The sequence below is a fragment of the Streptomyces fulvorobeus genome (assembly GCF_013167895.1).
Lineage (GTDB): Bacteria > Actinomycetota > Actinomycetes > Streptomycetales > Streptomycetaceae > Streptomyces > Streptomyces fulvorobeus.
The window spans coordinates 6,236,634-6,262,771 of the sequence record NZ_BLWC01000001.1; the positions used below are offsets into that span (position 1 = coordinate 6,236,634).

The following is a 26,138-nucleotide window of genomic DNA, read 5'->3' on the forward strand; positions in this document are numbered from 1 at the left end:
TCGCCCACCTGCCCGCCCTGTTCGCCGCCTCCGCCGGTCGCGCGCCCTCCGTCCCCGCCCTCACTGACGGCGGGACGACCCTGGACTACGCGGAACTCGACGCCCGGTCCAACCGCCTGGCCCGCGCCCTGCTCGGACTCGGAGTGGGACCGGAGGACTTCGTCGCCCTGGCGGTGCCCCGCTCAGCGGACCTGGTGGTGGCCGTGCTCGCCGTGCTGAAGTCGGGCGCCGCCTACCTCGCCGTCGACCCCGACCACCCGGCCGAGCGCACCTCGTACATCCTCCACGACTGCCAGCCGGTCGCCGTTCTCTCCACGACCGCCGTCCGCGAGGCCCTGCACGGCACGGTGGGCGAGGCGGTCGGCGGGGTCCCGTGGCTCCTGCTCGACGCGTCCCCGGCCGGCGGCGCGGCGGGCGACCTCTCGGCCGCTCCGGTCACCGACGCCGACCGCCGGGCCCCCCTGCTCCCCGACCACCCGGCCTACACCATCTACACCTCCGGATCGACCGGGCGGCCCAAGGGCGTGGTCGTCAGCCACGCCAACGTCTCACGGCTGCTGGCCGCCTGCCGCGCGGCCGTGGACTTCGGGCCCGACGACGTCTGGACGCTCTTCCACTCCAGCGCCTTCGACTTCTCGGTGTGGGAGATGTGGGGGCCCCTGGCGCACGGCGGCCGGCTGGTCGTCGTCCCGCAGGACGTGGCCAGATCCCCCGGCGACCTCCTGGAGCTGCTGGGCCGCGAGCGCGTCACGGTGCTCAGCCAGACGCCCTCCGCCTTCCTCCAGCTCCTGCGGGCGGAGTCCGACCTCGGCGTCCCCCCGCGGACCACCGCCGCCCTGCGGTACGTCGTCTTCGGCGGGGAAGCGCTGGACCCCGCCCAACTCGCCCCCTGGCGAGGCCGCCCGGTCCGCCTGGTCAACATGTACGGGATCACCGAGACGACCGTCCACGTCACCCACCTGGAGCTGGACGACGCCGCCGTGGAGCGCGGCGGCAGCCCGATCGGCACGCCCCTGAACGACCTGCGCGCGTACGTGCTCGACCAGGGGCTGCTCCCCGTGCCGACGGGCGTCGTCGGCGAGCTGTACGTCGCCGGCCCCGGCCTGGCCCGCGGATACCGCCGCCGCCCCGGCCTGAGCGCCACCCGCTTCGTCGCCGACCCGTTCGACACCGGTGGCCGGATGTACCGGACCGGCGACCTCGTCCGGCGCACCCAGGACGGCGGCCTCCACTACGTCGGCCGGTCCGACTCCCAGGTCAAACTGCGCGGCTACCGCATCGAGCCCGGCGAGATCGAAGCCGCCGCCCGCCGTCACCCGGGCATCGCCCAGGCGGCGGCCGCCGTGCTCGGCGAAGGCCCGGACGACCGGTACCTGGTCTGCTACGCAGTGCCGGCGGCCGACGTCGACCCCGACCCGCACGAGGTGCGCGCCCACCTGGCCGACGCCCTGCCCGGCTACATGGTCCCCGCCGCCGTGGTGCTGCTGCCCGCCCTGCCGCTGACCTCCAACGGCAAGCTCGACCGGGCGGCGCTGCCCGCCCCCGACCGGGCGGCGTGGGCCACCGGCGGCGCCCCGGCCGGACCGCGCGAGGAAGCGCTCTGCGCCGCCTTCGCCGCCGTCCTCGGCGTCCAGGAGGTCAGCCGCGACGCCGACTTCTTCGCCCTGGGCGGCCACTCCCTGTCGGCGGTCCGGCTCATCAGCCGGATCAGGTCGGCGCTCGGCGTGGAGATCGGCATCCGCACGCTCTTCGAGGCGCCCACGCCCGCCGCGCTGTCCCGACGGCTGGACGCGGCCGGGACCGGACGGCCCCCCCTCCTCCCGCGACGGCGGCCGGACCGCCTCCCGCTCTCCTCCGCCCAGCGCAGGCTGTGGTTCCTCGGAGAACTGGAAGGACCGAGCGCCACCTACAACATCCCGCTCGCCCTGCGGCTGCGCGGCCCCCTCGACGTCGGCGCCCTGCGCACCGCCCTGGCCGACGTGGTGGGCCGGCACGAGGCACTGCGCACCGTCTTCCCGGCCGAGAACGGCGCCCCCCACCAGCACGTGGTCGCGCCCGAACAGGCCGCGCCCGCCCTCGACGTCGTGGACGTCACCGAGAAGGAGCTGCCCGCCGCCCTCGCCGACGCGCGCGGACACGCGTTCACGCTCACCGAGGACCTTCCGCTGCGGGCCGTACTGCTGCGCACCGGGCCCGACGACCACGTACTCTCCCTCGTCCTCCACCACATCGCCGGCGACGGCTGGTCCCTGGCCCCGCTCGCCCGCGACCTGAGCACCGCCTACACCGCACGGCGGGAGGGCCGCGCCCCCAGTGGCGGCCCCTGCCGGTGCAGTACGCCGACTACACCCTCTGGAAGCAGGAGCTGCTCGGCGCGGCGGACGACCCCGACAGCCTCTTCGCCCGCCAACTCGCCTACTGGCGCGACGCGCTGGACGGCGCGCCGGAACAGATCGAGCTGCCCACCGACCGGCCGCGCCCCGCCATGGAGAGCCACCGCGGCGCGATCCACCGCTTCACCCTGCCCGCCCCGCTGCGCGACCGGCTGCGCGCCCTGGCGCACTCCCGGCAGGCGACCCTGTTCATGGCCCTGCAGGCCGGTCTCGCCGCGCTGTTCGCCACACTGGGGGCCGGACGGGACATCGTCCTCGGCACCCCGGTCGCCGGCCGCGGCGACGAGGCGGCCGACGACCTCGTCGGCTTCTTCGTCAACACCCTGGCGCTCCGCACCGACCTCGGCGGCGACCCCACCTTCGAGGAACTGCTCGACCGCGTCCGGGACGCCGACCTGTCCGCCTTCGCCCACCAGGACATACCGTTCGAGCAACTGGTGGAGGCGCTCAACCCCACCCGATCCCTCGCCCGGCACCCCGTCTTCCAGGTGTTGCTGGCCCTCCAGAACAACGAGCACGGCGAGGCCGTCATGCCCGGCCTTGAGGTCACCGTCGAACGCCCCGCCCAGGCGGCGGCCAAGTACGACCTCTTCGTCAACCTCGTCGAGTCCCGGAACGAGGACGACGGCGCGACCGCCGTCGAGGGCGCGGTCGAGTACGCCACCGACCTCTTCGACGCCCGCACCGTCGCCCGACTGACGGAGCGCTACCACGAGCTGCTCCTGGCCGCCGTCGAGGAGCCCACGACACGGCTCAGCCGGATGCCCGTGCTCAACGCGGCCGAACGCGGCGGACTCGCGGCCGAATGGGACGCCGCCGCCGCGGGCCCGGCCGAGGACCTGATCGGCCTCTTCCGCGCCCGCGCCGCCGGGACGCCGGACGCGGTGGCGGTCCGCAGCGGCGGGGACAGTCTCACCTACGCCCAGCTCGACGAGCGGTCCTGCCGGGTCGCGGCCGCCCTCGCCGGGCACGGCGCCGGCCCCGAGAGCCGGGTCGCGGTGTGCCTGCCGCGCACCGCCGACCTGGTGGTCGCCCTGCTCGGCGTCCTGCGGGCCGGCGCCGCCTACGTACCGCTGGACCCGGAGTACCCGGACGAGCGCATCGCCGCCATCCTGGCCGACACCCGCCCGGCCGCGCTGCTCACCACGGCGGACTGCCGCCCCGCGATCACCGAGGCCGTGACCGCCGTCGGCGGAGCCGTCCTCGTCGCGGCCGACGCCGCACACGGCGCCGGACCCGTGCCCGAGGTCTTCGCCGCGCTGCCCGACCAGGCCGCGTACGTCCTGCACACCTCGGGCTCCACCGGACGCCCCAAGGGCGTCGTCGTCAGCCGCGGCAACCTCGCCAACCTCCTGGCCGACATGCGGGACCGGCTGCGCCCCACCGCCGACGACCGGCTGGTGGCGGTCACCACGGTCAGCTTCGACATCGCCGCACTGGAACTCTTCCTTCCGCTGGTCAGCGGCGCCGGACTGGTCCTGGCCGACCGCGATGCCGCACGGGACCCCGAGGCGCTGGCCGCGCTGCTCACCGCGAGCGGTGCCACGATCCTCCAGGCCACCCCGACCACCTGGCAGTTGCTGGCCGAGACCGCCCCCGACGCCCTGCGCGGGCTGCGCAAGCTGGTGGGCGGCGAAGCCCTCCCCGCCTCCCTGGCCTCCCGACTGCGCGACCTGGGCGGCGAACTCGTCAACGTCTACGGGCCCACCGAGACCACCATCTGGTCCACCGCAGCCCACCTCGACCGGGTCACCGGGAGCGCCCCGCCCATCGGCCGGGCGCTGCGCGCCACCCGTGCCTACGTGCTGGACGAGTGGCTGAACCCGCGCCCCGAAGGCGTACCCGGCGAGCTGTACCTGGCCGGCGCCGGCGTGGCCCGCGGCTACCTGGGTCGCGGCGGCCTGACCGCGGAGCGCTTCACCGCCGACCCCTTCGGCGCGCCGGGCAGCCGGATGTACCGCACGGGCGACCTGGCCCGCCGCCGCGCGGACGGGGAGCTGGAATTCCTCGGACGCACCGACCACCAGGTCAAGGTCAGGGGCTTCCGTATCGAGCTGGGCGAGATCGAGACGGCCCTCGGCGCGCACCCGCACGTGGCCGGGGCCGTCGTGGTTGCCCGCGCCGCCCCCGGCGCGGCCCCCGTGCCGGGCGACCGCGCGGGCGACCCGGCCCCGCGGCGACTGGTGGCCTACGTGGTCCCCGAGTCCCACCGCGCCGCCCCCGACGACAGCCAGGAGCAGAACCGGCTCGACGAGTGGCGGGAGGCGTACGACACCCTCTACGGCGGCTCGGCGCCCGCCCCCCTCGGCCAGGACTTCGGGATCTGGCGGAGCAGTGACGACGGGCAGCCCATCCCCCTGGACGAGATGCTCCAGTGGCGGGCGGCCACGGTGGACCGCATCCGGGCGCTGCGGCCCGCGCGGCTGCTGGAGATCGGGGTCGGCACCGGGCTGCTGCTGTCGGAACTGGCGGAGGACTGCACCGCGTACCACGGGACCGACCTGTCCGCACGGGCGATCGAGACGCTGCGCGAGCAGGTCGCCGCGGAACCCGCGCTGAAGGAGAAGGTCGAGCTGCACGTCCGCCCGGCCCACGACTTCAGCGGTCTGCGCCGGGGCTTCTACGACACCGTCGTGCTCAACTCCGTCGTCCAGTACTTCCCCGACGCCGACTACCTCACCCGCGTGCTGCGCGGCGCGCTCGACCTGCTCGCCCCCGGCGGACGGCTCTTCGTCGGCGACGTCCGCAGCCTGGCGCTGCTGCGAGCCTTCCGCGCCTCGGTGGAGACCGGCAACGCCGCCGTCTCCGAAACCCCCGTCGCGGTACTGGCCGCCGCCGGCCGCAGGACCGCCGCGGAGAACGAACTCGTCATCGCCCCCGACTACTTCGCGCGGCTACGGCGGGAGGCCGGCGAACCGCTCCTCCTGGACGTGCGCGTCCGGCGCGGAAGGCCGTACAACGAGCTGACCCGCTACCGCTACGACGTCCTGCTGGCCAAACCGGGGGCCGGAACCGCGCCCCCGCCGCGCCCCCGGCCACCGAGCTGCGCTGGGCGCCGGAGGACGGCGACGGGACGCGGCTCGCCGAGATCTGCGCGGCGCACCCCGGCGCGCTGCGCGTCACCGCGATCCCCAACGCCCGCGTGCGGCGCGAGACCGCCGCCCTCGCCGCCCTGGAGGACGGGCGCCCGGTCACCGCGGTGCGGCGGCTGCTGGAGGGCCCCGCCGACGGAGTGGATCCGGACGACCTGTACGACGCCGCGGCCGCGGCCGGACGCACCGCCTGGGTGACCTGGTCGGCCGAGGGCCCGCCGGACACCGTGGACCTGGTGCTGGCCCCGGCGGACGGCAACGCCGCGGCGCCGGTGGCACCACCGGCCGAGCTGTGGCCCGGCGAGCCGGACGCGGACCGGCCGGAAACGAACGACCCGTCCGCCGCATCCCACCACCGCGAACTGGCCGCCGCACTCCGCTCCCACCTGGCCGAACGGCTGCCGGACTACATGGTCCCCTCGGCCGTCGTCATCCTCGACGCCCTCCCGCTGACCGCCAACGGGAAGGTGGACCGGACCGCGCTGCCCGACCCCGACCCGGCGGGCACGGCCGGCAGCCGCCCGCCGCGCACGCCCCGGGAGAAGCTGCTGTGCACGCTCTTCGCCGACCTGCTGGGCCTGGGCCGGGTCGGAGTCCAGGACAGCTTCTTCGGCCTGGGCGGCGACAGCGTCCTGTCCGTCCGGCTCGTCAGCCGCGCCCGCGAACACGGGCTGCCGCTGACCACCCGCGACGTCTTCGAGCACCACACCGCGGCCGCGCTCGCGGCGGCCCTGGAAGGCAGGGAACCGGAGGGCGAGCCGACCGGCGGCCCGCCGGACCCCGGCGCCACCGCCCCCCGGCCCATCAGCGCCGATGAACTCGCCGAGCTGGAGGACGAGCTCGGCGCGGATTGGGAGGAGATGCAGTGAGCGGTCCGCAGCGCATGGTCGAGGAGGTCCTCGCGGTCACCCCGCTCCAGGAGGGGCTGCTCTTCCACGCGGTCTTCGACGAGAACGCCCCCGACGCCTACGTCAGCCGACTGGTTCTGACCCTCTCCGGGGAGCTGGACGCCGACCGGCTGCGACGGGCCGCCCAGGCGCTGGTGGCACGCCACCCGGCGCTGCGCTCGGCCTTCCGCCAGCGGCGCTCGGGGAGTGGTTCCAACTGGTCGCCACCCGTCCCGCGGTGCCCTGGCAGGAGCTGGACCTGCGGCCCGTGGGGAGCCCGGCGGAGGCGGACAAGCACCTGGAGGCGCTCCTGGACGAGCACCACCGCACCGGTTTCGACCTCGGCCGGCCACCCCTGCTGCGCTTCCTGCTGGCCAGGACCGGCGAGGACCGCCATCAGTTGGCCGTGACCTACCACCACCTCATCCTCGACGGCTGGTCCATGCCCATCCTGATGCGGGAACTGGTGGCGCTCTACGGCAGCGGCGGCGACTCCTCCGCGCTCCCGCCCGTCCGCCCGCACCGCGACCACCTCGACTGGCTGGCCCGCCGCCCGCCCGAGCAGAGCGCCCGCGCCTGGCGGCAGGCGCTGGCGGGGCTGCCCGGACCCACCCTGATCGCCCCGGACGCCGACCGCAACGGACCGCTGCCCAGGTCGGTGTGGACGCGGCTCGGCGAGCGGGACACCCGCGCCCTCGGCGCGTGGGCGCGGACCCACGGCGTGACGGTCAACTCGGCGGTGCAGGCCGCCTGGGCGACGGTGATCGGCCGCCTCACCGGCCGCGACGACGTCGTCTTCGGGACGACGGTCTCGGGGCGCCCGCCGGAGCTGCCCGGCGCCGAGGAGATGGTCGGTTTCTTCATCAACACCGTGCCGACGCGCGTGCGGATGCGGCCGGGCGAGCCGGTCGGCGACCTCGTCGTCCGGCTCCAGCGCGAGCAGACCGCCCTCATGGAGCACCAGCACGTCAGGCTCTCCGACATCCAGCGCTGGTCCGACCGGACCGTGCTCTTCGACACCTCCACCGCGTTCGAGAACTACCCCGCCGACGACCTCGCCGCCGTCAGCTCCTTTGACCACGCGGGCCTGCGCGTCGAGGGAGGCTCCGGCCGCACCACCACACACTTCCCCCTCTCCCTCTACGCGCTCCCCGGCCCGGCGCTCCGCCTGCGCCTGGACCACCGCCCCGACGCCGTGGACCGCGTCACCGCGCGCCACGCGGCGGACCTGATGGAACGCGCCCTGACGGCCATCCACAGCGCCCCCGCCACCCCGACCGCCGCGCTCGCCGCCACCCCCGCGACGGAACGGGCGGTGCGCCCGCCTGCACACCGCGCCGCACCGCAGCCCACCCCGACCACGATCGTGGACGCGTTCGAGGCGCGGGCGCGCGCGGCCCCCGCGGCCCCCGCCGTCCTCGCCGGCGGCCAGGAGCTGACCTACGCCGAACTCGACGCCCGCGCGAACCGGCTGGCGCGCCTGCTCCTGGAGCGAGGGTGCGGACCCGAGAGCCGGGTCGCCCTCACCGTCTCCCGGAACGCCTGGCTGCCCGTCGCTGTCCTCGGCATCCTCAAGGCGGGCGGCTGCTACGTCCCGGTGGGCGCCGCGCTGCCGCAGGAGCGCGCCGCCCACATCCTCCGCGAGACCGCGCCGGTCTGCCTCCTCACCGACCCCGACGCCGAGGCCGCCCGGACCCGGCGCACCGACCCCGGGGCGCACGACCGACCCGAGACCGCACCGGGCGGCGTCGAGCGCGTCGTCCTGACCGAAGCACTCCTGGCCCCGTACGACCCGGCCGCACCGACCGACGCCGAACGGGCCGGGCCGCTGCTGCCGGGCCACCTCGCCTACATCCTCCACACCTCCGGCTCCAGCGGCCGGCCCAAGGGGGTCGCGGTCGAACACGCCCAGGTGAACGCCCTGCTGTCCTGGGCCGCCACCGGCCTCGGCGCCGACCGGCTGCACCGGACCGTGGCCGCCACCTCGGAGAGCTTCGACGTGTCGGTCTTCGACACCCTCGTCCCGCTGCTCATGGGCGGCCGCATCGAGATCGTGGAGAACACCCTGGCCGTCGCTGACAGGACCGACGGCGAACCCTCCCTCCTGAACGCCGTCCCCTCGGCCCTGCAGGCGCTCCTGGAGCGCGGCGAGCCGCTCGCCGTCGACACCTTCCTCTGCGCCGGAGAACCCTTCCCCGCCGCGCTGGGCGACGCCCTGCGCGCCGCGTTCCCGCGGGCACGCGTGGCCAACCTCTACGGCCCGACCGAGACGACCGTCTTCGTCACCGCCCGGTTCCTCGACGAGACCGAGGACGGCGCGCCCCCCATCGGTCACCCGCTGCCCGGCGTGCGCATCCACATCCTCGACCCCTGGCTCCGCCCCGTGCCGGACGGAGTCGTGGGGGAGCTGTACATCGCCGGGGACCACGTCACCCGCGGCTACTGGCAGAGCCCGGACACGACCGCCGAACGCTACGTCGCCGACCCCTTCGGCGCACCGGGCGCCCGCATGTACCGCAGCGGCGACCTCGGGCGGCTCCGCCCCGACGGGGAGATCGACCTGGTCGGCCGGGCCGACGGCCAGGTGAAGGTGCGCGGCCACCGGGTCGAGCTGGGAGAGGTGGAGGCCGTGCTGGCCTCCCACCCGGAGGTCGGACAGGCGGCAGCCGCCGTGCACGACGGCGGACCCGCGGGACCGCGCCTGGTGGGCTACGTCGTCCCCCGCGGAACGACGCCCGACACGGCCGCGGTCCTGGACCACGTACGACGCAAAGCGCCCCCTTACATGGTGCCCTCGGCGCTGGTGGTCCTTGACGAGCTGCCGCTGACCGTCAACGGCAAACGGGACCGTGCCGCGCTGCCGCCCCCGCCGGACCGGAGCGACGCCACGCGGGCGCGCGCCCCCCGAGGCCCGCACGAGACGATCCTGCTCGGCCTGTTCGCCGATGTGCTCGGAGTACGCCCGGCCGGCATCGACGACGACTTCTTCGCACTGGGCGGCCACTCGCTGCTCGCCACCCGCCTGGTCAGCAGGGTGCGCACCACTCTGGGAGCCGAACTGGCGGTGCGGGACCTCTTCGAACACCCCACGGTGGCCGCCCTGTACGCCAGGATCGCCCGTGCCGGGGCGGCCCGGCCGCCGGTCTCCCGCCTGCACGAGCGGCCCGACCGCATCCCCCTCTCGTTTGCCCAGCGGCGGCTGTGGTTCCTCCACCGCCTCCAGGGCGACAGCGCCGCCTACCACGTCCCGCTCGCGCTCCGCCTCACCGGACGCCTCGACACGGCCGCGCTGCGCGGCGCGATCGCCGACGCGGTCGCCCGGCACGGAAGCCTGCGCACGGTCTTCGACGAGGACGCCGAGGGCCCCTGCCAGGTCGTCCAGGACGCCTCGGCGGCCGCCCGGCTGATCACCCTGGCCCCGGAGCCGGTCGAGGACCCGCTGCGGGCGGCGGAGGAGGCGGTGGCCAAGCCCTTCGACCTGACGGCCGGACCGCCCCTGCGGTGCAGGCTCTTCACCCGGTCCGCGGACCCGGCCGACCCGCACGCGGGCCAGGAGCCGGAAGAACACCTGTTCCTGCTGGTAGTGCACCACATCGCGGCCGACGGATGGTCGCTGCGGATCATCGCGCGGGACGTGGCCGCCGGCTACGCCGCCCGCGTGCGCGGCGAGGACTTCGCGCCCGCCCCGACCCCCGTCGACTACGTCGACCACACCCTGTGGCAGCACCGGGTGCTCGGCGGCCCCGACGCGGCCGACGGCCCGCTCGACGGCCAGCTCGCCCACTGGCGGCGGCAGTTGGCCGGCCTGCCGCAGGAGATCGCCCTGCCGGCCGACCGGCCGCGCCCGGCCGCCTCCTCCCACCGGGGCGAGGACGTCGACTTCACCGTCCCCGCTGCCGCGGCCGCACGGATCAGGGAGCTGGCGGGAACCACCGGCGCCACGCCCTTCATGGTCCTCCAGGCCGCGCTGGCGGTCCTGCTGCACCGCCTGGGGGCGGGTGCGGACATCCCGCTGGGCACCCCGGTCGCCGGGCGCACCGACAGCGCGGTGGAGGGGGTCGTCGGACTCTTCGTCAACACCCTGGTCCTGCGCACGGACCTGAGCGGCTCGCCCACCTTCGCACAACTCCTGGGCCGGGTCCGCGCCACCGCCCTGGACGCCTACGCCCACCAGGACGTGCCCTTCGAACGGCTGGTGGAGGTGCTCGCCCCCGAGCGCTCCCTGGCCCGCCACCCCCTCTTCCAGGTCTCCCTCGTCCTGCAGAACCTCGACGAGGCGGCGGCGCCGGTGGACGGACTGCCCGGACTGCGCGCCGAAGCGGTCCGCACCCGGCGCGACGGCGCGAAGGTCGACCTGTCCTTCGTGCTGGCCCCGAGCGGACCGGACGGCGGCGACATGCCCGGAGTCCTCACCTACAGCGCCGACCTCTTCGACCGCGCGACTGCGCAGCGGCTCGTGGACCGGCTGCTGCGGGTGCTGGACCAAGTGCTCGCCGCCCCCGCCACCCCCGTGGGGCGGGTGGACGTGCTCCTGCCCGGCGAGGCGCGGCGCGAGCGGGAGCACAGCCGCGGACCGGGCACGGCGGAAGGCACGGACGAACCGCTCGCCCGCTTCGAGCGGTGGGCGGCGACCGCCCCCGACGCCCCCGCCCTGCGGTGGGACGGCGGCCGGCTGACCTACGCCGAGCTGGACCGGAAGGCGGACGCGGTGGCCCGCGTGCTCCTCGGGCGCTCCATCGGGCCGGAGGACGTGGTCGCGGTCGTCGCCCCGCGCGATCCCGACGTGGTGGCCGCACTCCTCGGGGTGCTCAAGTCCGGCGCCGCCTACCTCCCGATCGACGAGTCGTGGCCGCTCGAACGGCGGCGGCGGGTGACCGCCGACGCCGGGGTGCGCCTGCTCCTGGCGGCAGGGGACACCGGCGCCGCCCGGACCGCCTTCGGCCCCTCCTGCGGACCGGACACCGAGGTCCTCGGCCTCGCGGACCCGGCCTTCCGCGCCACCGGCGGCCCCGCCCTTCCCGCCGGGCGGTTCCACCCGCGCTCGCTCGCGTACGTCATCTACACCTCCGGCTCCACCGGGCACCCCAAGGGCGTGGGCGTGGAGCGGCGGGCACTGGCGCACTACGTGGAAGGGGCCGTCCACCGCTACCCGGACGCCGCGGGAACGGCCCTGCTCCACTCGCCGCTGACCTTCGACCTCAGCGCCACCGCCCTGTTCACCCCCCTCGCCTCGGGCGGCTGCGTCGTGCTGGGGGAGGTGGACCGGGCGGCGGACGCCCACCCGGTGGGCTTCGTCAAGGCGACGCCGTCCCACCTGCCGCTCCTTGACCGGCGTCCCGGACTGCTGGGGGAGAACGGCACCCTGGTACTGGGCGGTGAAGCGCTCGACGGGCGGGCCCTGCGCGACTGGCGGGCCGCCCACCCGCACGCCGAGGTCGTCAACGCCTACGGCCCCACGGAGCTGACCGTCAACTGCGCCGAGCACCGCATCGCCCCCGGCGACCCGGTGCCGGACGGTCCGGTGCCGATCGGCCGCCCGTTCGCCGACGTCCGCGCGATGGTGCTCGACACGGGACTGGCACCCGCGCCCCCGGGCGTGGCCGGGGAGCTGTACGTCGCCGGGCCCGGAGTGGCCCGCGGCTACCTGGGCCGGCGCGCCCTGACCGCCGAGCGGTTCGTGGCCTGCCCCTTCGGGGAGCCGGGGGAGCGGATGTACCGCACCGGCGACCTCGTCCGCCGCCTGCCCGGTGGCGAACTGGAGTACGTGGGTCGAACGGACGAGCAGGTGAAGCTGCGGGGCTTCCGGATAGAACTCCCCGAGGTGGCGCGCGCCCTGGCCGCCGAGGAGTCGGTCGCCCGCGCCGTCGCCGTCGTACGGGAGGACCGTCCGGGCGACCGGCGGCTGACCGGCTACGTGGTCCCGGCGGCGGGAGCCCGCCCGCACGAGGACGCACTGCGCGGCGCGGTGGCCCGCATCCTGCCCGACTACATGGTGCCCTCCGCCGTCGTGGTCCTCGACGAACTGCCCACCACGCCCCACGGCAAGCTCGACCGGCGCGCGCTCCCCGCCCCCGCCCACCGCTCGGCGGGCGGCCGCCCGCCGAGCGACGAGCGCGAGCGGACCCTGTGCCGGATCTACGCCGACGTCCTGGGCCTGCCCGAGGTCGGGGCCGAGGACGACTTCTTCGCACTCGGCGGCCACTCCCTGCTCGCCACCCGGCTGGTCAACCGCATCCGGGCCGAACTCGCCGAAGAACTGGACGTACGGACCGTGTTCGAAGCGCGAACGGTAGCCGCGCTGGCGGCCCGGCTGCGGACCGCCCGCCCTGACACCCGCCCAGCGTTGCGACGGATGTCGCGGTCGGAGGACTTGTGATGCTTCCCCTCTCCCTTGCTCAGCAGCGGCTGTGGTTCCTCCACACGATGGACGGCCCCAGCTCCACGTACAACATCCCCACGGCGCTGCGGATGACCGGCGCGCTGGACGTCCCCGCGCTGAGCGAAGCCCTGCACGACGTCTTACGGCGCCACGAGACGCTCCGCACCGTCTTTCCCGACACCGGCGACGGCGCCCGGCAGCACGTCCTGCCCGCCGCCGAGACCGCCGTCGAGCTGGCCGTCACCCGGTCCACCGAGGACGAGCTGCCCGCCGCCCTGGCCCACGAGGCCGGCCACGCCTTCGACCTGGCCCGCGAAGTCCCGATCAGGGCGAAGCTGTTCACGCTCGGCGAGCGAGAGCACGTGCTCTGCCTGGTGATCCACCACATCGCCAGCGACGGCTGGTCGCGCACCCCGCTCGCACGCGACCTCGCCACCGCCTACGCCGCCCGCGGCGCCGGGCACGCCCCGCGCTGGGAGGAACTCCCCGTCCAGTACGGCGACTACACCCTCTGGCAGCGAGAACTCCTCGGCTCGGATGACGACCCCGAGAGCCTGCTCAGCCGCCAGACGGCGTACTGGAAGCAGCGGCTCGCGGGCCTGCCGGACGCCATCGAGCTGCCCCTGGACCGTCCCCGCCCGCCGATCGCCGGCCACCGCGGCGACACCGTGCCCTTCACCCTGCCGCCCGGGACGCACGAGCGGATCGCCGCGCTCGCCGCCCGCCACGGCGCGAGCACCTTCATGGTGGTGCAGGCGGCCCTGTCCGGCCTGCTGTCCCGGCTCGGCGCGGGTACGGACATCCCCCTGGGCACCCCGGTGGCCGGACGGACCGACGAGGCGCTGGAGGGGCTGATCGGCTTCTTCGTCAACACCCTGGTGCTGCGCACCGACACCTCGGGCAACCCGACCTTCGGCGAACTGGTCGAACGGGCCCGCGCCACCGCCCTGGACGCCTACGCCCACCAGGACGTGCCGTTCGAGCGGCTGGTGGAGGTGCTCGCCCCTGAGCGCTCCCTGGCCCGCCACCCGCTCTTCCAGGTGAGCCTGAGCCTCCAGCACGCCGTCGCGCACACGGCCCTCCTGGACGGTCTGGAGATGGCACCCCTGGACACGGGGTGGCGGGCGGCCAAGTTCGACCTGTCCTTGGACCTCCTGGAGAAGCGCGGCCCCGACGGCCGCCCGGACGGCATCGCCGGCACCGTCGAGTACTCCACCGACGTCTTCGACGCCGCCACCGTCCGCAGGTTGGAGGAACGCCTCGTCCGCCTCCTGGAGGCCGGGACGGCCGACCCCGCGGCGCGGCTGCTCTCGATCGACCTGCTCTCCGCCGACGAGCGGCAGCGCGTGCTGCGGGAGTTCGCCGTCGAGCCCGCAGCCGCCGGGTCCGTAACCGCCGGGTCCGCAACCGCCGGGCCCAGAGCCGTCGAGTCCGCAGCAGCCGAGCCCCCGGCCGGTGCGGCCGACGAAGGCATGGAGCCGGTCTGCGACACCTTCGCCCGCCAGGCGGCCGCCACCCCCGAGGCCCTGGCCGTCGTCGGCGGCCAGGTCGCGCTCACCTTCGCCGAGGCCGACGCCCGGGTCTCCCGGCTGGCCCGGCTGCTGATCTCCCGAGGCGCCGGCCCCGAGGTCCGCGTCGCCGTCTGCCTGGACCGCGGCGCCCTGTGGCCGACGACGGTGCTCGCGGTGCTGCGCAGCGGCGCGACCTACGTACCGCTGGACCCGCGCTCCCCGCACGAGCGCCTGGCCGCCGTCGAACGCGACGTCGCCCCCCTCCTCGTCCTCGCCGAGCACGCCACCGAGGCCGCGGTCGCCGAACTCGCCGCCCCCGTCCTCGTCCTGGACGACCCGAGCACCCGGGCCGCGATCGACGCCCAGGAACCGGGTCCGGTCACCGACGCCGACCGCACCGCGCCCCTCCTGCCCGGCCACGCGGCATACGTCATCCACACCTCGGGCTCCACCGGCCGGCCCAAGGGGGTCGTGGTGGACCACCGGGCCCTGACGAGGCTGTTCCAGGCGCACCGCCGGGTCACCTTCTCCCGCATCCGCCCCTCCGCCGGCGGCCCCGGCCGCGCCGCCCACGTCTCCTCCTTCTCCTTCGACGCCTCGTGGGACCCGCTGCTCGCGATGGTCGCCGGTCACGAACTGCACATGATCGACGAGGACCTGCGGTTCGACCCGCCGGGAGTGGTGGCCTACTTCCGCGACCGCCGCGTCGACTACGTCGACCTCACCCCCACCTACTTCCGCAGCCTGCTCGACGCCGGGCTGCTGGAGGAGGGCGCCCCCTGCCCTTCCCTGATCGCGCTGGGCGGCGAGGCGATGGACGGCGAGCTGTGGGGGCGCCTGCGGGCGGCCGCCCCCCGCGTGACCGCGATGAACACCTACGGCCCCACCGAGACCGCCGTCGACGCCGTGGTGACCGCACTGGGCGACCTGCCCGCCGGCACGATCGGCCGGCCCGTGCCCCGCTGGCGGGCCTACGTCCTGGACGCCGGACTGCAGCCGGTCCCGCCCGGTGTGCTGGGCGAGCTGTACATCGCCGGGCCCGGAGTCGCCCGCGGCTATCTGGGGCAGCACGCCCTGACCGCCGAGCGGTTCGTGGCCTGCCCGTTCGGCGGGCCGGGGGAGCGGATGTACCGCACCGGCGACCTGGCCCGGTGGCTCCCAGACGGCCATCTGGTCTACGTCGGCCGCGGCGACGAACAGGTCAAGATCCGCGGGTTCCGCATCGAGCCCGGCGAGGTGGAGGCCGCCCTGCGGGAGCTGCAGGGCGTCGCGAGCGCCGCCGTGACCGTCCGCGAGGACACCCCCGGAACCCGCAGACTGGTGGGGTACGTCGTCGGGGCCCCCGGCGCCGACGACGACCTGCTCCGTCCCGCCGAGGTGCTGGCACGCCTGCGTGACCGGCTGCCCGACCACCTGGTGCCGTCCGCGCTGGTACGCGTCGGGGAACTGCCCGTCAACGCCAGCGGCAAACTGGACCGGTCCGCGCTCCCCGCCCCCGGCCCCGCGGACTTCCCCGCCGGCCGGCGACCGCGCACCGCCCTGGAACGCGAGCTGTGCGCGCTGTTCGCGGACGTCCTCGGCGCCGGGAGCGTCGGCATCGACGACGACTTCTTCGCCCGGGGCGGCGACAGCATCCTCTCCATCCAGCTGGTCGGCAGCGCCCGCCGGGCCGGCCTGGAGTTCACCGTCCGGCAGGTCTTCGAGCTGCGGACCCCCGCGGCCCTGGCCACCGCCGCCCGCCGGACCGACGCCGCACGCGACGAGGACCCCGCCCTCGCCGTCGGACCGCTGCCGCCGCTCCCCGTGGTCCTCGAGTCCCTCGCGGCCGGCGGGCCGGTCCACGGATACAACCAGTCGGTCGTCCTCGCCTCCCCACCGGACGCCGCACCCGACGACGTACGCGACGCGCTCCAGGCCCTGCTTGACCGGCACGACGCGCTGCGCATCCACGCCGCCCCCGCGGCCGACCCCGGCCGCCTGTGGGACCTGCGGGTGGAGAAGGCCGGCACGGTCGCGGCCGAGCGGTGCCTGCGCCGGATCGACGCGACCGGGATGTCCGACGAGGAACTGGCACAGGCGCAGGCCGCCGAGGCCGTCACCGCCCGCGCGTCCCTCGACCCCCTCGCCGGCGCCCTCGTCGCCGCCGTCTGGTTCGACCGTGGCGACGAGCCGGGGCGGCTCGTGCTGGTGATCCACCACCTCGCCGTCGACGGCGTCTCCTGGCGCATCCTGCTCGGCGACCTCCGCGAGGCATGGCGGGCCCTGCGCGCCGGCCGCCACCCCGAACTCCCCCGTACGGGCACCTCGCTGCGCACCTGGGCGACCCGGCTCACCGAACGGGCCATCGACCCGGCCGTCACCGCCCAGCTCGACCACTGGACGGCCACGCTCGCCGACGACGGCCCCGCACCCGGCAGCCGCCCGCTGGACGCGGCCCGGGACACCGCGGCCACCTCCGCCGTCCTCGGCGGCGAACTGCCCGCATCCCTCACCACCGCCCTGCTGGGCCCCGCCCCGGCGGCCTTCCGCGCCGGGGTCAACGACCTGCTGCTGACCGCCTTCGCCCTCGCCGTCGCCCACTGGCGGGGCGAGGAGAACGAACCGGTCCTGGTGGACCTGGAGGGCCACGGCCGGACCGAGGAGCTCGTTCCGGGGGCCGACCTGTCCCGCACCGTCGGCTGGTTCACCACCGTCCACCCGGTGCGGCTCGCCGCCGGGAAGGTCGCTCCCACCGACCTCTCCGCGTGCGCCCCGGCCGTCGGCGACGCGATCAAGCGGATCAAGGAGCAACTGCGCGCCGTCCCCGACGGAGGGCTCGGATACGGCCTGCTGCGCCACCTGAACCCCGACACCGCCCCCTCCCTCCGCGGCCTCGCTCGAGCGCGCTTCGGCTTCAACTACCTCGGCCGGTTCGCCGCCGAGCAGGGCGCGGGCGAGGACGGTTGGCCGCTGCTCGGCAGCGGCCCCGCGGGCCACCACCCGGACACCCCGCTCGACCACGAGATCGAGGTCAACGTGGTCACGGCCGAGGGCCCGGACGGGCCCCGGCTGATCACCCGGTGGACCTACGCCACCGGCCTGCTGACCGAGGAGGAGATGCGCCGCCTCACGCGGTCCTGGTCGCTGGCGCTGCACGCAGTCGTCGGCCACGCCATCGCCGCCGGAGCGGGCGGCCTCACCCCCTCCGACGTGGCCGTCCCCGGCCTCGGCCAGGCGGAGATCGAACAGCTCGAACGCCGCTGCGGCACCGCCCTCGAGGACGTCCTGCCGGTCGCCCCCCTCCAGGAGGGCCTGCTCTTCCACAGCGTGTACGACCGGCGCACCCTGGACGTCTACGTCGGGCAGCTCGCCTTCCGCCTGGACGGCGAGATCGACCAGGACGCCCTGCGGACGGCCGCGGCCGCGCTGCTCGCCCGCCACACCAGCCTGCGGACGGGCTTCCACCAACGGGAATCGGGCGCGTGGGTGCAGGCCGTGGCCCGTTCGGTGGAGCTGCCGTGGCGCTTCCACGACCTGCTCGACCCGCACGGCGGGCCCGCGGACGCCGGGTCCGCCCAGCGGCGGCTGGAGGAGCTGGCCGCGGCCGAACGCACCGAGCGGTTCGACCTCACCCGTCCGCCGCTCGTCCGCTTCCTCCTGGCCCGCACCGCCCCCGAGCAGTACCAGTTCGTGATCACCACCCACCACACGATCGTGGACGGCTGGTCCATCCCCATCCTGCTGCGCGAACTGCTCGCGCTCTACGAGGGCGCCCCGCTGCCCCCGGCCCCCGGTCACCGCCTCCACGCCGACTGGCTGGCCGGACGCGACCTCGAGGCGGCGCGCGAGGCGTGGACGCGGGCGCTGGCGGACACGGACGGGCCGACCCTGCTCGCCCCCGGCGCACCGCGCGTCGGAGAAGTCCCCGAGTCGGTGCGGCTGAACCTGCCCGAGGAGGTCTCCGCACGACTGCGGACCCGCGCCCGCGAGGCCGGGGTCACCCTCAACTCCGTCGTCCAGGCCGTCTGGGCGCTCGTACTCGCCCAGGAGACCGGCCGCTCGGACGTCACCTTCGGCATCACCGTCTCCGGCCGCCCGGCGGAACTCTCCGGCGCCGAGGATCTGGTCGGCATGCTGGTGAACAAGATCCCGCTCCGCGTACGCCTCCGCCCGGCCGAACCCCTCATGGAACTGGTCCGGCGGCTGGAGAAGGAACAGCTCGAACTCCTGGAGCACCAGCACGTCCCGCTCACCACCCTGCACCGCTGGAGCGGCCTGCCCGCACTCTTCGACACCACCATGGTGTTCGAGAACTACCCGGCGGAGATCACCGCCCGGCAGGTGCCCTTCCGCGCGTCTGGCACGGCCAGTTACAGCCGCAACCACTACCCGCTCACCCTGGTCGGGGCCATGCGCGGGACCGAGCTGACCGTCCGCATCGACTACCGCCCCGACCTCTTCGGCGAGGACTGGGCCCGCTCCCTGGGCGAGAGGGTGATCGCCGCCCTGACCGAGGCCGTCGACCGCCCCTTCGCCCCCGCCGGCACGCTCGACCTGCTCGGGGCCGAGGAGCGCGCCCGCCTCCTTGAGTGGGGCACCGGCGCCGCACCGGAGGGCGCCCCGCGCACCTACGTGGAGCTGTTCGAGGAGCAGGCCGCCCGCACCCCCGACGCCCCGGCGGTCATCTCGCCCGACGGCACCCTCACCTACGCCGAGCTGGACCGGCAGGCGAACGGCGTCGCCCGGTGGCTGGCCGACCGCGCCGAAGCCGTCGGCGGCGCCGACGTCTACGTCGGCGTGCTGGCCCCCCGCCGCCCCGAGGTGCTCCCCGTCCTGCTCGGCGTCCTCAAGTCGGGCGCCGCCTACGTCCCCCTGGACGAGCAGTGGCCGACCGAACGCCTCCGCACGGTCCTGGAGGACTGCCGTCCCGCGCTCGTGGTGGCCCCGACGGGCGCCCGGAACGGGGCCGCCCGGGAGATCGGGACGGCGGTGCTCCCCGTGGACCCGGCCGCCCTCGCCACACGAGGGGCCCAGGCATTGAGCGACGCCGAGCGGATACGCCCCCTGACGCCCGGCGGAGCCGCGTACGCGCTCTACACCTCCGGGTCCACCGGCCGCCCCAAGGGCGTGGTGATCGACCACGGCGCCCTGGGCGCGTACGTCGGCGGCGCGCGCCGCCGCTACCCCGATGCGGCCGGGACCTCCCTTGCCCACACCTCGCTCGCCTTCGACCTCACCGTCACCACCCTGCTCACCCCGCTCGCCGCCGGCGGTGCCGTGCGCCTGGGCGAACTCGACGAGTCCGCCCGGGCCGCCGGGGCCACCCTGGTCAAGGCGACGCCCTCTCACCTGCCCCTGCTGAGCGAGCTGCCCGGAGTCCTGACGGACGGGGGCACCCTGATCCTCGGCGGCGAGGCGCTGACCGGCAGACGGCTGCGCCCCTGGCTCGAACTCCACCCCGCCGTCCAGGTCGTCAACGCCTACGGGCCGACGGAACTCACGGTCAACTGCACCGAGTACCGGCTGCCCAAGGGAGAACTGGTCGGCGACGGACCGGTGCCCATCGGCCGCCCGTTCGCCGGGGTGCGGGTCCACGTGCTCGGCCCCGGCCTGCGCCCGGTCCCCGCCGGGGGCGCGGTCGGCGAGCTGTACGTCTCCGGCACGGGGGTGGCCCGCGGCTATCTGGGCCGGCCGGGGCTGACCGCCGAGCGGTTCGTGGCCTGCCCGTTCGGGGGGCCGGGGGAGCGGATGTACCGCACCGGCGACCTCGTCCGCTGGCGGTCCGACGGCCAACTGGAGTACGTCGGCCGAAGCGACGACCAGGTCAAACTGCGCGGGTTCCGCATCGAGACCGCGGAGGTCGCCCGCGCCCTGGAGGGCTGCCCCTCCGTCGGCAGCGCGGTGGTGGTGCTGCGCGAGGACCAGCCGGGCGACCAGCGCCTGGTCGGCTACCTCGTACCGGCCGCCGGAAACGGCACGCTCGACGAGGAGGCGGTGTCGGACGCGGTACGGGCGGTGCTGCCCGAGTACATGGTCCCCTCGGCGCTGGTGGTGCTGGAGGGCGGGCTGCCGCTGACGGTGAACGGCAAGATCGACCGGAGCGCACTGCCGGCGCCGGAGGCCAGACCGGCCCGCACCGCGGGCCGGGCGCCGCGCAGCCCGCGCGAGGAGATCCTGTGCGGGCTCTTCGCCGACGTGCTGGGCGTGCCCGCGGTCGGCGTGGACGACGACTTCTTCGCCCTGGGCGGCCACTCCCTGCTGGCCATCGTCGTGATCAGCCGAATCAGGGCCCTGCTCGACGTGGACGTGGCCATCGACGCGCTCTTCGAGGCCCCCACGGTGGCCCAGCTGGCCGCCCACCTCGACGGGCCGGGACGCGGTCCCGGCGCGGTGCGCCCCGCCGACCCGCGCCCCGAGCGGCTGCCGCTCTCCTACGCCCAGCGCCGCTTGTGGTTCCTCCACCAGATCGAGGGGCCGAGCGCCACCTACACCATCCCGCTGGCGTTGCGGCTGACCGGTCCGCTGGACGTGGCGGCGCTGCGGACCGCGCTGGGGGACGTGGTCGCCCGGCACGAGAGCCTGCGCACCGTCTTCGCCGAGGACGAGCACGGCCCGCACCAGATCGTCCTCGCGCCCCGGGCCGCCGAGCCCGGCCTGAAGGCGGTCCCCACCACCGAGGACGCCCTGCGGGCCGGCCTGGAGGCCGAGGCCGCCCGCCCCTTCGACCTCGCCCAGGCGCCGCCGGTCCACGCCCGCCTCTTCGTCCTCGACGAACGCACCCACGTCCTGCTGCTGGCCGTCCACCACATCGCGATGGACGGCTGGTCGGTCCGCCCCCTGGTGCGCGACCTGGCGTCCGCCTACGCGGCCCGGCGCCGCGGCGCCTCCCCGGCCCTGCCCGAACTGCCCGTGCAGTACGCCGACTACACCCTGTGGCAGCACGAGGAGCTGGGCTCCGAGGACGACCCGGACAGCCCGATCGCCGCGCAACTGCGCTACTGGCGCCAGACCCTGGGCGGACTGCCGCAGGAGGCGGCGCCGGCCGCCGACCGGCCCCGCCCCGCCGTCCCCTCGCACCGGGGCGGCCGCGTCGCCTTCACCGTTCCGCCGTGGGTGCACGGGCGGGTGGTGGAGTTGGCGCGGGAGTTCCGGGCGACGCCGTTCATGGTGGTGCACGCGGCGTTGGCGGCGTTGCTCACGCGGTTGGGGGCGGGGACGGACGTGCCGATCGGTTCGCCGGTGGCCGGGCGTGTCGATGACGCCCTGGAGGACCTGGTGGGGTTCTTCGTGAACACGCTGGTGCTGCGTACGGACACCTCGGGCGACCCGAGTTTCGGGGAGTTGCTGGAGCGGGTACGGGCCACCGACCTGGCGGCCTACGCGCACCAGGACCTCCCCTTCGAACGCCTGGTGGAAGTGCTCAACCCGGCGCGCTCCCTGGTCCGCCACCCGCTCTTCCAGGTCCTGCTGGCCTTCAACAACGGCGCGGCGCCCGACGAAGGACCCGCCGACCGGGCCTCGGACGTCCTGGTGCGGCCCGAGACGGTGGAGATCGCGGCGGCCAAGTTCGACCTGTCGCTGTCCTTCAACGAGGACCGGGCGGCCGACGGCACGGCGGCCGGGATGCGGGGCGTGCTGGAGTACAGCGCCGACCTGTACGACGAGAGCACGGCCCGGAAGATGGTCGAGCGCTACCTCCGGCTGCTCGAAACGGCGGTCGCGGAGCCCCGCACCCCGCTGAGCCGCATTCCCGTCCTGAGCGAGGCCGAGCTGCACGACGTCCTCGTCCGGCGCAACGACACCGCCCGCGCCCTGCCCGACGCCTCCCCGCTGCGGCGCTTCGAGGCCCAGGCCGCCAGGACTCCCCGCTCCACAGCCCTGGTCGCGGACGGGGAGCGGATCGACTACGCCGAACTCGACGCACGGGCCGACCGGCTCGCCGCACTGCTGTCCCGGAGCGCCGGCGGGCGCGGCGGACCCGTCGCCGTAGCCCTGCCGCGTGGCGCACTGCTTCCGGTGGCTCTTCTCGCCGTCTGGAAGGCGGGCCTGCACTACCTGCCGCTGGACCCCGACCACCCCAAGAACCGCCTGGCGGACATCCTCACCGACTCCGCGCCCGGTTGCGTCATCACCACCACCGACCTCGCGGGCGGCCTCCCGCCGGTGCCCGCCCCGCTCCTCGTCCTGGACGACCCGGCCACCGCCGCAACGCTGGCCGCCGCCCCCCGCACCGCACCGGCCGAAGGCACGTGGGCGCGGGACCTGGGGGAGGAGCTGGCGTACACCATCTACACCTCCGGCTCCACCGGCCGCCCCAAGGGCGTCATGGTGACCCGGTCGGCCGTGGCGAACTTCCTCGCCGACATGACCGAACGGCTGGAACTGGGACCCGAGGACCGGCTGCTGGCGGTCACCACGGTCTCCTTCGACATCGCCGTCCTGGAGATCTTCGCCCCGCTGCTCACCGGCGGCACGGTCGTCCTGGCCGACGCCACCACCCAGCGCGACCCCGCGGCCGTGCGGTCCCTGTGTGCCCGCGAGGGCGTGACGGTGATCCAGGCCACCCCCGGCTGGTGGCACGCCATGGCCGTGGACGGCGACCTCGACCTCACCGCCCTGCGCGTGCTGGTGGGCGGCGAGGCGCTGCCGCCCGCCCTGGCCCGCGCCCTCCTGGAACCCGGCCGCGCGCCGTCGGGCGATCGCCTGCTCAACCTGTACGGACCGACGGAGACCACCGTCTGGTCCACCGCCGCGCACATCACCGCCGAGACCCTGGAGGCGCACCGCGGCGCCGTGCCGACCGGGGCGCCGATCGCCCGCACCGCCGCCTACGTGCTGGACGCCGCGCTGCGGCCCGTGCCCGACGGAGTGCAGGGCGAGCTGTACCTGGCCGGGGCCGGGCTGGCCCGGGGCTATCTGGGCCGGCCGGGGCTGACCGCCGAGCGGTTCGTGGCCTGCCCGTTCGGGGGGCCGGGGGAGCGGATGTACCGCACCGGCGACCTCGCCCGCTGGCGGCCCGACGGAAGCCTGGAACACCTGGGCAGGACCGACGACCAGGTCAAGGTCCGCGGGTTCAGGATCGAACTGGGCGAGGTCGAAAGGGCCCTGGCCCAGGCCCCCGGCGTCGGCCGGGCCGCCGCGGCCGTGCGCCCCGACCCCGCCGGCTCCGCCCGCCTGGTCGGCTATCTGGTACCGGCCGGCGGGACCGGCGTACTCGACGAGAAGGCCGTGTTCGCCGCCGTACGGGCGGTGCTGCCCGAGTACATGGTCCCCTCGGCCCTGATGGTGCTGGACGGCGGCCTGCCGCTGACCGCGAACGGCAAGCTGGACCGGGCCGCGCTCCCCGCGCCCGAGGCGACAACCGGCCGGGGTCCCGGCCGGGCACCGCGCGGGCCCCGCGAGGAGATGCTGTGCGGGCTCTTCGCCGAGGTGCTGGGCGCGTCCGGGATCGGCGTGGACGACGACTTCTTCGCCCTGGGCGGCCACTCCCTGCTCGCCACCCGGCTCGTCGCCCGCGTCCGCAGCACCCTCGGCGTCGAACTGGGGGTCCGCGAGGTCTTCGAGACACCGACCGTGGCCGGCCTCGCCACCGCGCTCTCTGCGGCCGGCGAGGCCGGACCCCGGCTGCGCCCCGCCGACCCGCGCCCCGAGCGGCTGCCGCTCTCCTACGCCCAGCGCCGCCTGTGGTTCGTCCAGCAACTGGAGGGGTCCAGCGCCACGTACAACGTCCCGCTGGCGTTGCGGCTGACCGGTCCGCTGGACGTGGCGGCGCTGCGGGCCGCGCTGGGGACGTGGTCGCCCGGCACGAGAGCCTGCGCACCGTCTTCGCCGAGGACGAGCACGGCCCGCACCAGGTCGTCCTGCCCGCCGACCGCCCCGCCCCGCTCACCGGGCCCGTCCGGACCGACGAGGACGAACTCCCCCGCCTGCTGCGGGAAGCGGCCGACCACGCGTTCCGGCTGGACGCCGAACCCCCGCTGCGGGCCCACCTGTTCGCCACGGCGCCCGACGAGCACACCCTGCTTCTGGTCATGCACCACATCGCCACCGACGCCTGGTCGCAGCGGCCGCTGACCGCCGATCTGGCCGCGGCCTACGCAGCCCGCCACGCCGGCCGGGCCCCGGCCCTGCCGCCGCTGCCGGTCGCCTACACCGACTACGCCCTGTGGCAGCAGGCCCGGCTGGGGGACGAGCGGGAGGACGACAGCGAACTGTCCGCCCAACTCGCCTACTGGCAAAGCGCGCTGGCCGGCTCCCCCGAGGAGCTGGCGCTGCCCGCCGACCGGCCCCGCCCCGCCGTCCCCTCGCACCGGGGCGACAGCGTGCCCCTCTCGATCCCGCCGTGGGTGCACGGGCGGGTGGTGGAGTTGGCGCGGGAGTTCCGGGCGACGCCGTTCATGGTGGTGCACGCGGCGTTGGCGGCGTTGCTCACGCGGTTGGGGGCGGGGACGGACGTGCCGATCGGTTCGCCGGTGGCCGGGCGTGTCGATGACGCCTTGGAGGACCTGGTGGGGTTCTTCGTGAACACGCTGGTGCTGCGTACGGACACCTCGGGCGACCCGAGTTTCGGGGAGTTGCTGGAGCGGGTACGGGCCACCGACCTGGCGGCCTACGCGCACCAGGACCTCCCCTTCGAACGCCTGGTGGAGATCCGCGATCCGGAACGCTCGCTGGCCCGCCACCCGCTCTTCCAGGTCTCGCTGAACTACGACACGGCCGAGACGGCCCGAGCACGCGAAGCCGCACCGGAACTGGACGGGCTGACCGTGGGCGGGCAGCGGCTCGGCGTCACCACGGCCAAGTTCGACCTCACCTTCGCGCTCACCGAGACCCGCGCCCACGACGGCGGCCCCGCCGGACTGCGCGGGGTGCTCGAGTACAGCACCGACCTGTTCGACCGCGGGACCGCCGAGCGCCTGGTGGAGCGGTTCGGCCGGTTCCTCGAGGCCGCGGTGGCCGCGCCCGGCGCCGCGCTCGACGAGATCGACATACTGCTGCCGGGCGAACGCTCGCTCCTGGAGGGCGCGTGGAGCGAGCCCGACCCCGGACCGGTCGCCGCGCCCGTGGACGGCGCCCGCTTCCCGGACCTGTTCGAGGCGCAGGTCGCCCGCACCCCGGACACCCCCGCCGTCCGCGACGGCGGCCGGGAGGTGTCCTACGCCGACCTGAACGACCGGGCCAACCGGCTGGCCCGGCTCCTCGCCGCTCGTGGAGCGGGCCCCGAGGACACCGTCGCCGTCCTGCTGCCGCGCGGCCCCGAGCTGATCACCGCCCTGGTGGCTGTCCAGAAGGCGGGAGCCGCCTACGTCCCCCTGGACACCGAGCTGCCCGCCGAGCGGATCGCTCACATGCTGGACGACGCCCGCCCGGTGCTCGTCCTCACCGTCACCGGGACACAGGACGTCCTCCCGGCCGGAGCCGGCCCCGTGGTTCGCCTCGACGCCCCGGCCACCGAGGCGGCCCTCGCCGGGCTCGACGGCGGCGACTGCACCGACGCCGACCGCCGCGCACCGGCCGCGAGCCACGACCCGGCCTACGTCGTCTACACCTCCGGGTCCACCGGCAGGCCCAAGGGCGTCGTGGTCGAACAGCGCTCCCTCATCGCCTTCCTGGTCCGCTCGGCCGCCCGGTACCGCGGAGCCGCCGGAACCGCGCTGCTGCACGGCTCCCCGGCCTTCGACCTCACGGTGACCACCCTGTTCACCCCGCTGATCGCCGGCGGCTGCATCGTGGTGGCGGACCTGGACACGCCGGAGCAGGACGCCCCGGCCCGCCCCGACCTGCTCAAGGTCACCCCCTCCCACCTCGCCTTCCTGGACACGATCGCCTCCTGGGCGGTCCCCGCGGCCGACCTGGTCGTCGGGGCGAACAACTGACCGCGGCCCGACTGGCCCGGC

3 protein-coding genes and 5 pseudogenes are annotated in these 26,138 nt (G+C 75.7%); all 8 read left to right on the forward strand.

Annotated features, from left to right (window positions below; translation table 11 throughout):
- Positions 1-8: 8 nt before the first annotated feature.
- A pseudogene (locus tag Sfulv_RS31745) lies at positions 9-4,522 on the forward strand (amino acid adenylation domain-containing protein); the annotation flags it as partial.
- Between the two features lie 237 nt (positions 4,523-4,759).
- Positions 4,760-5,185: pseudogene (locus tag Sfulv_RS31750) on the forward strand (class I SAM-dependent methyltransferase); the annotation flags it as partial.
- 350 nt (positions 5,186-5,535) lie between these two features.
- Positions 5,536-6,354, forward strand: a complete 819-nt coding sequence (locus Sfulv_RS30920; protein ID WP_178134763.1) for a phosphopantetheine-binding protein — start codon at positions 5,536-5,538, stop codon at positions 6,352-6,354.
- Positions 6,355-6,368: 14 nt separating this feature from the next.
- Positions 6,369-6,557 (forward strand): annotated as a pseudogene (locus Sfulv_RS30925) (condensation domain-containing protein); the annotation flags it as partial.
- Positions 6,558-6,610: 53 nt separating this feature from the next.
- Positions 6,611-12,748, forward strand: a complete 6,138-nt coding sequence (locus Sfulv_RS28250) for a non-ribosomal peptide synthetase (protein WP_256669165.1) — start codon at positions 6,611-6,613, stop codon at positions 12,746-12,748.
- A 47-nt stretch (positions 12,749-12,795) separates the two neighbouring features.
- Positions 12,796-15,738, forward strand: a pseudogene (locus tag Sfulv_RS31755) (non-ribosomal peptide synthetase); the annotation flags it as partial.
- A gap of 84 nt (positions 15,739-15,822) precedes the next feature.
- A pseudogene (locus Sfulv_RS30930) lies at positions 15,823-23,778 on the forward strand (amino acid adenylation domain-containing protein); the annotation flags it as partial.
- Positions 23,779-24,032: 254 nt separating this feature from the next.
- Entirely contained in the window at positions 24,033-26,117 is a 2,085-nt protein-coding gene (locus tag Sfulv_RS30935) for a condensation domain-containing protein (RefSeq protein WP_256669166.1), read from the forward strand.
- Positions 26,118-26,138 lie beyond the last annotated feature (21 nt).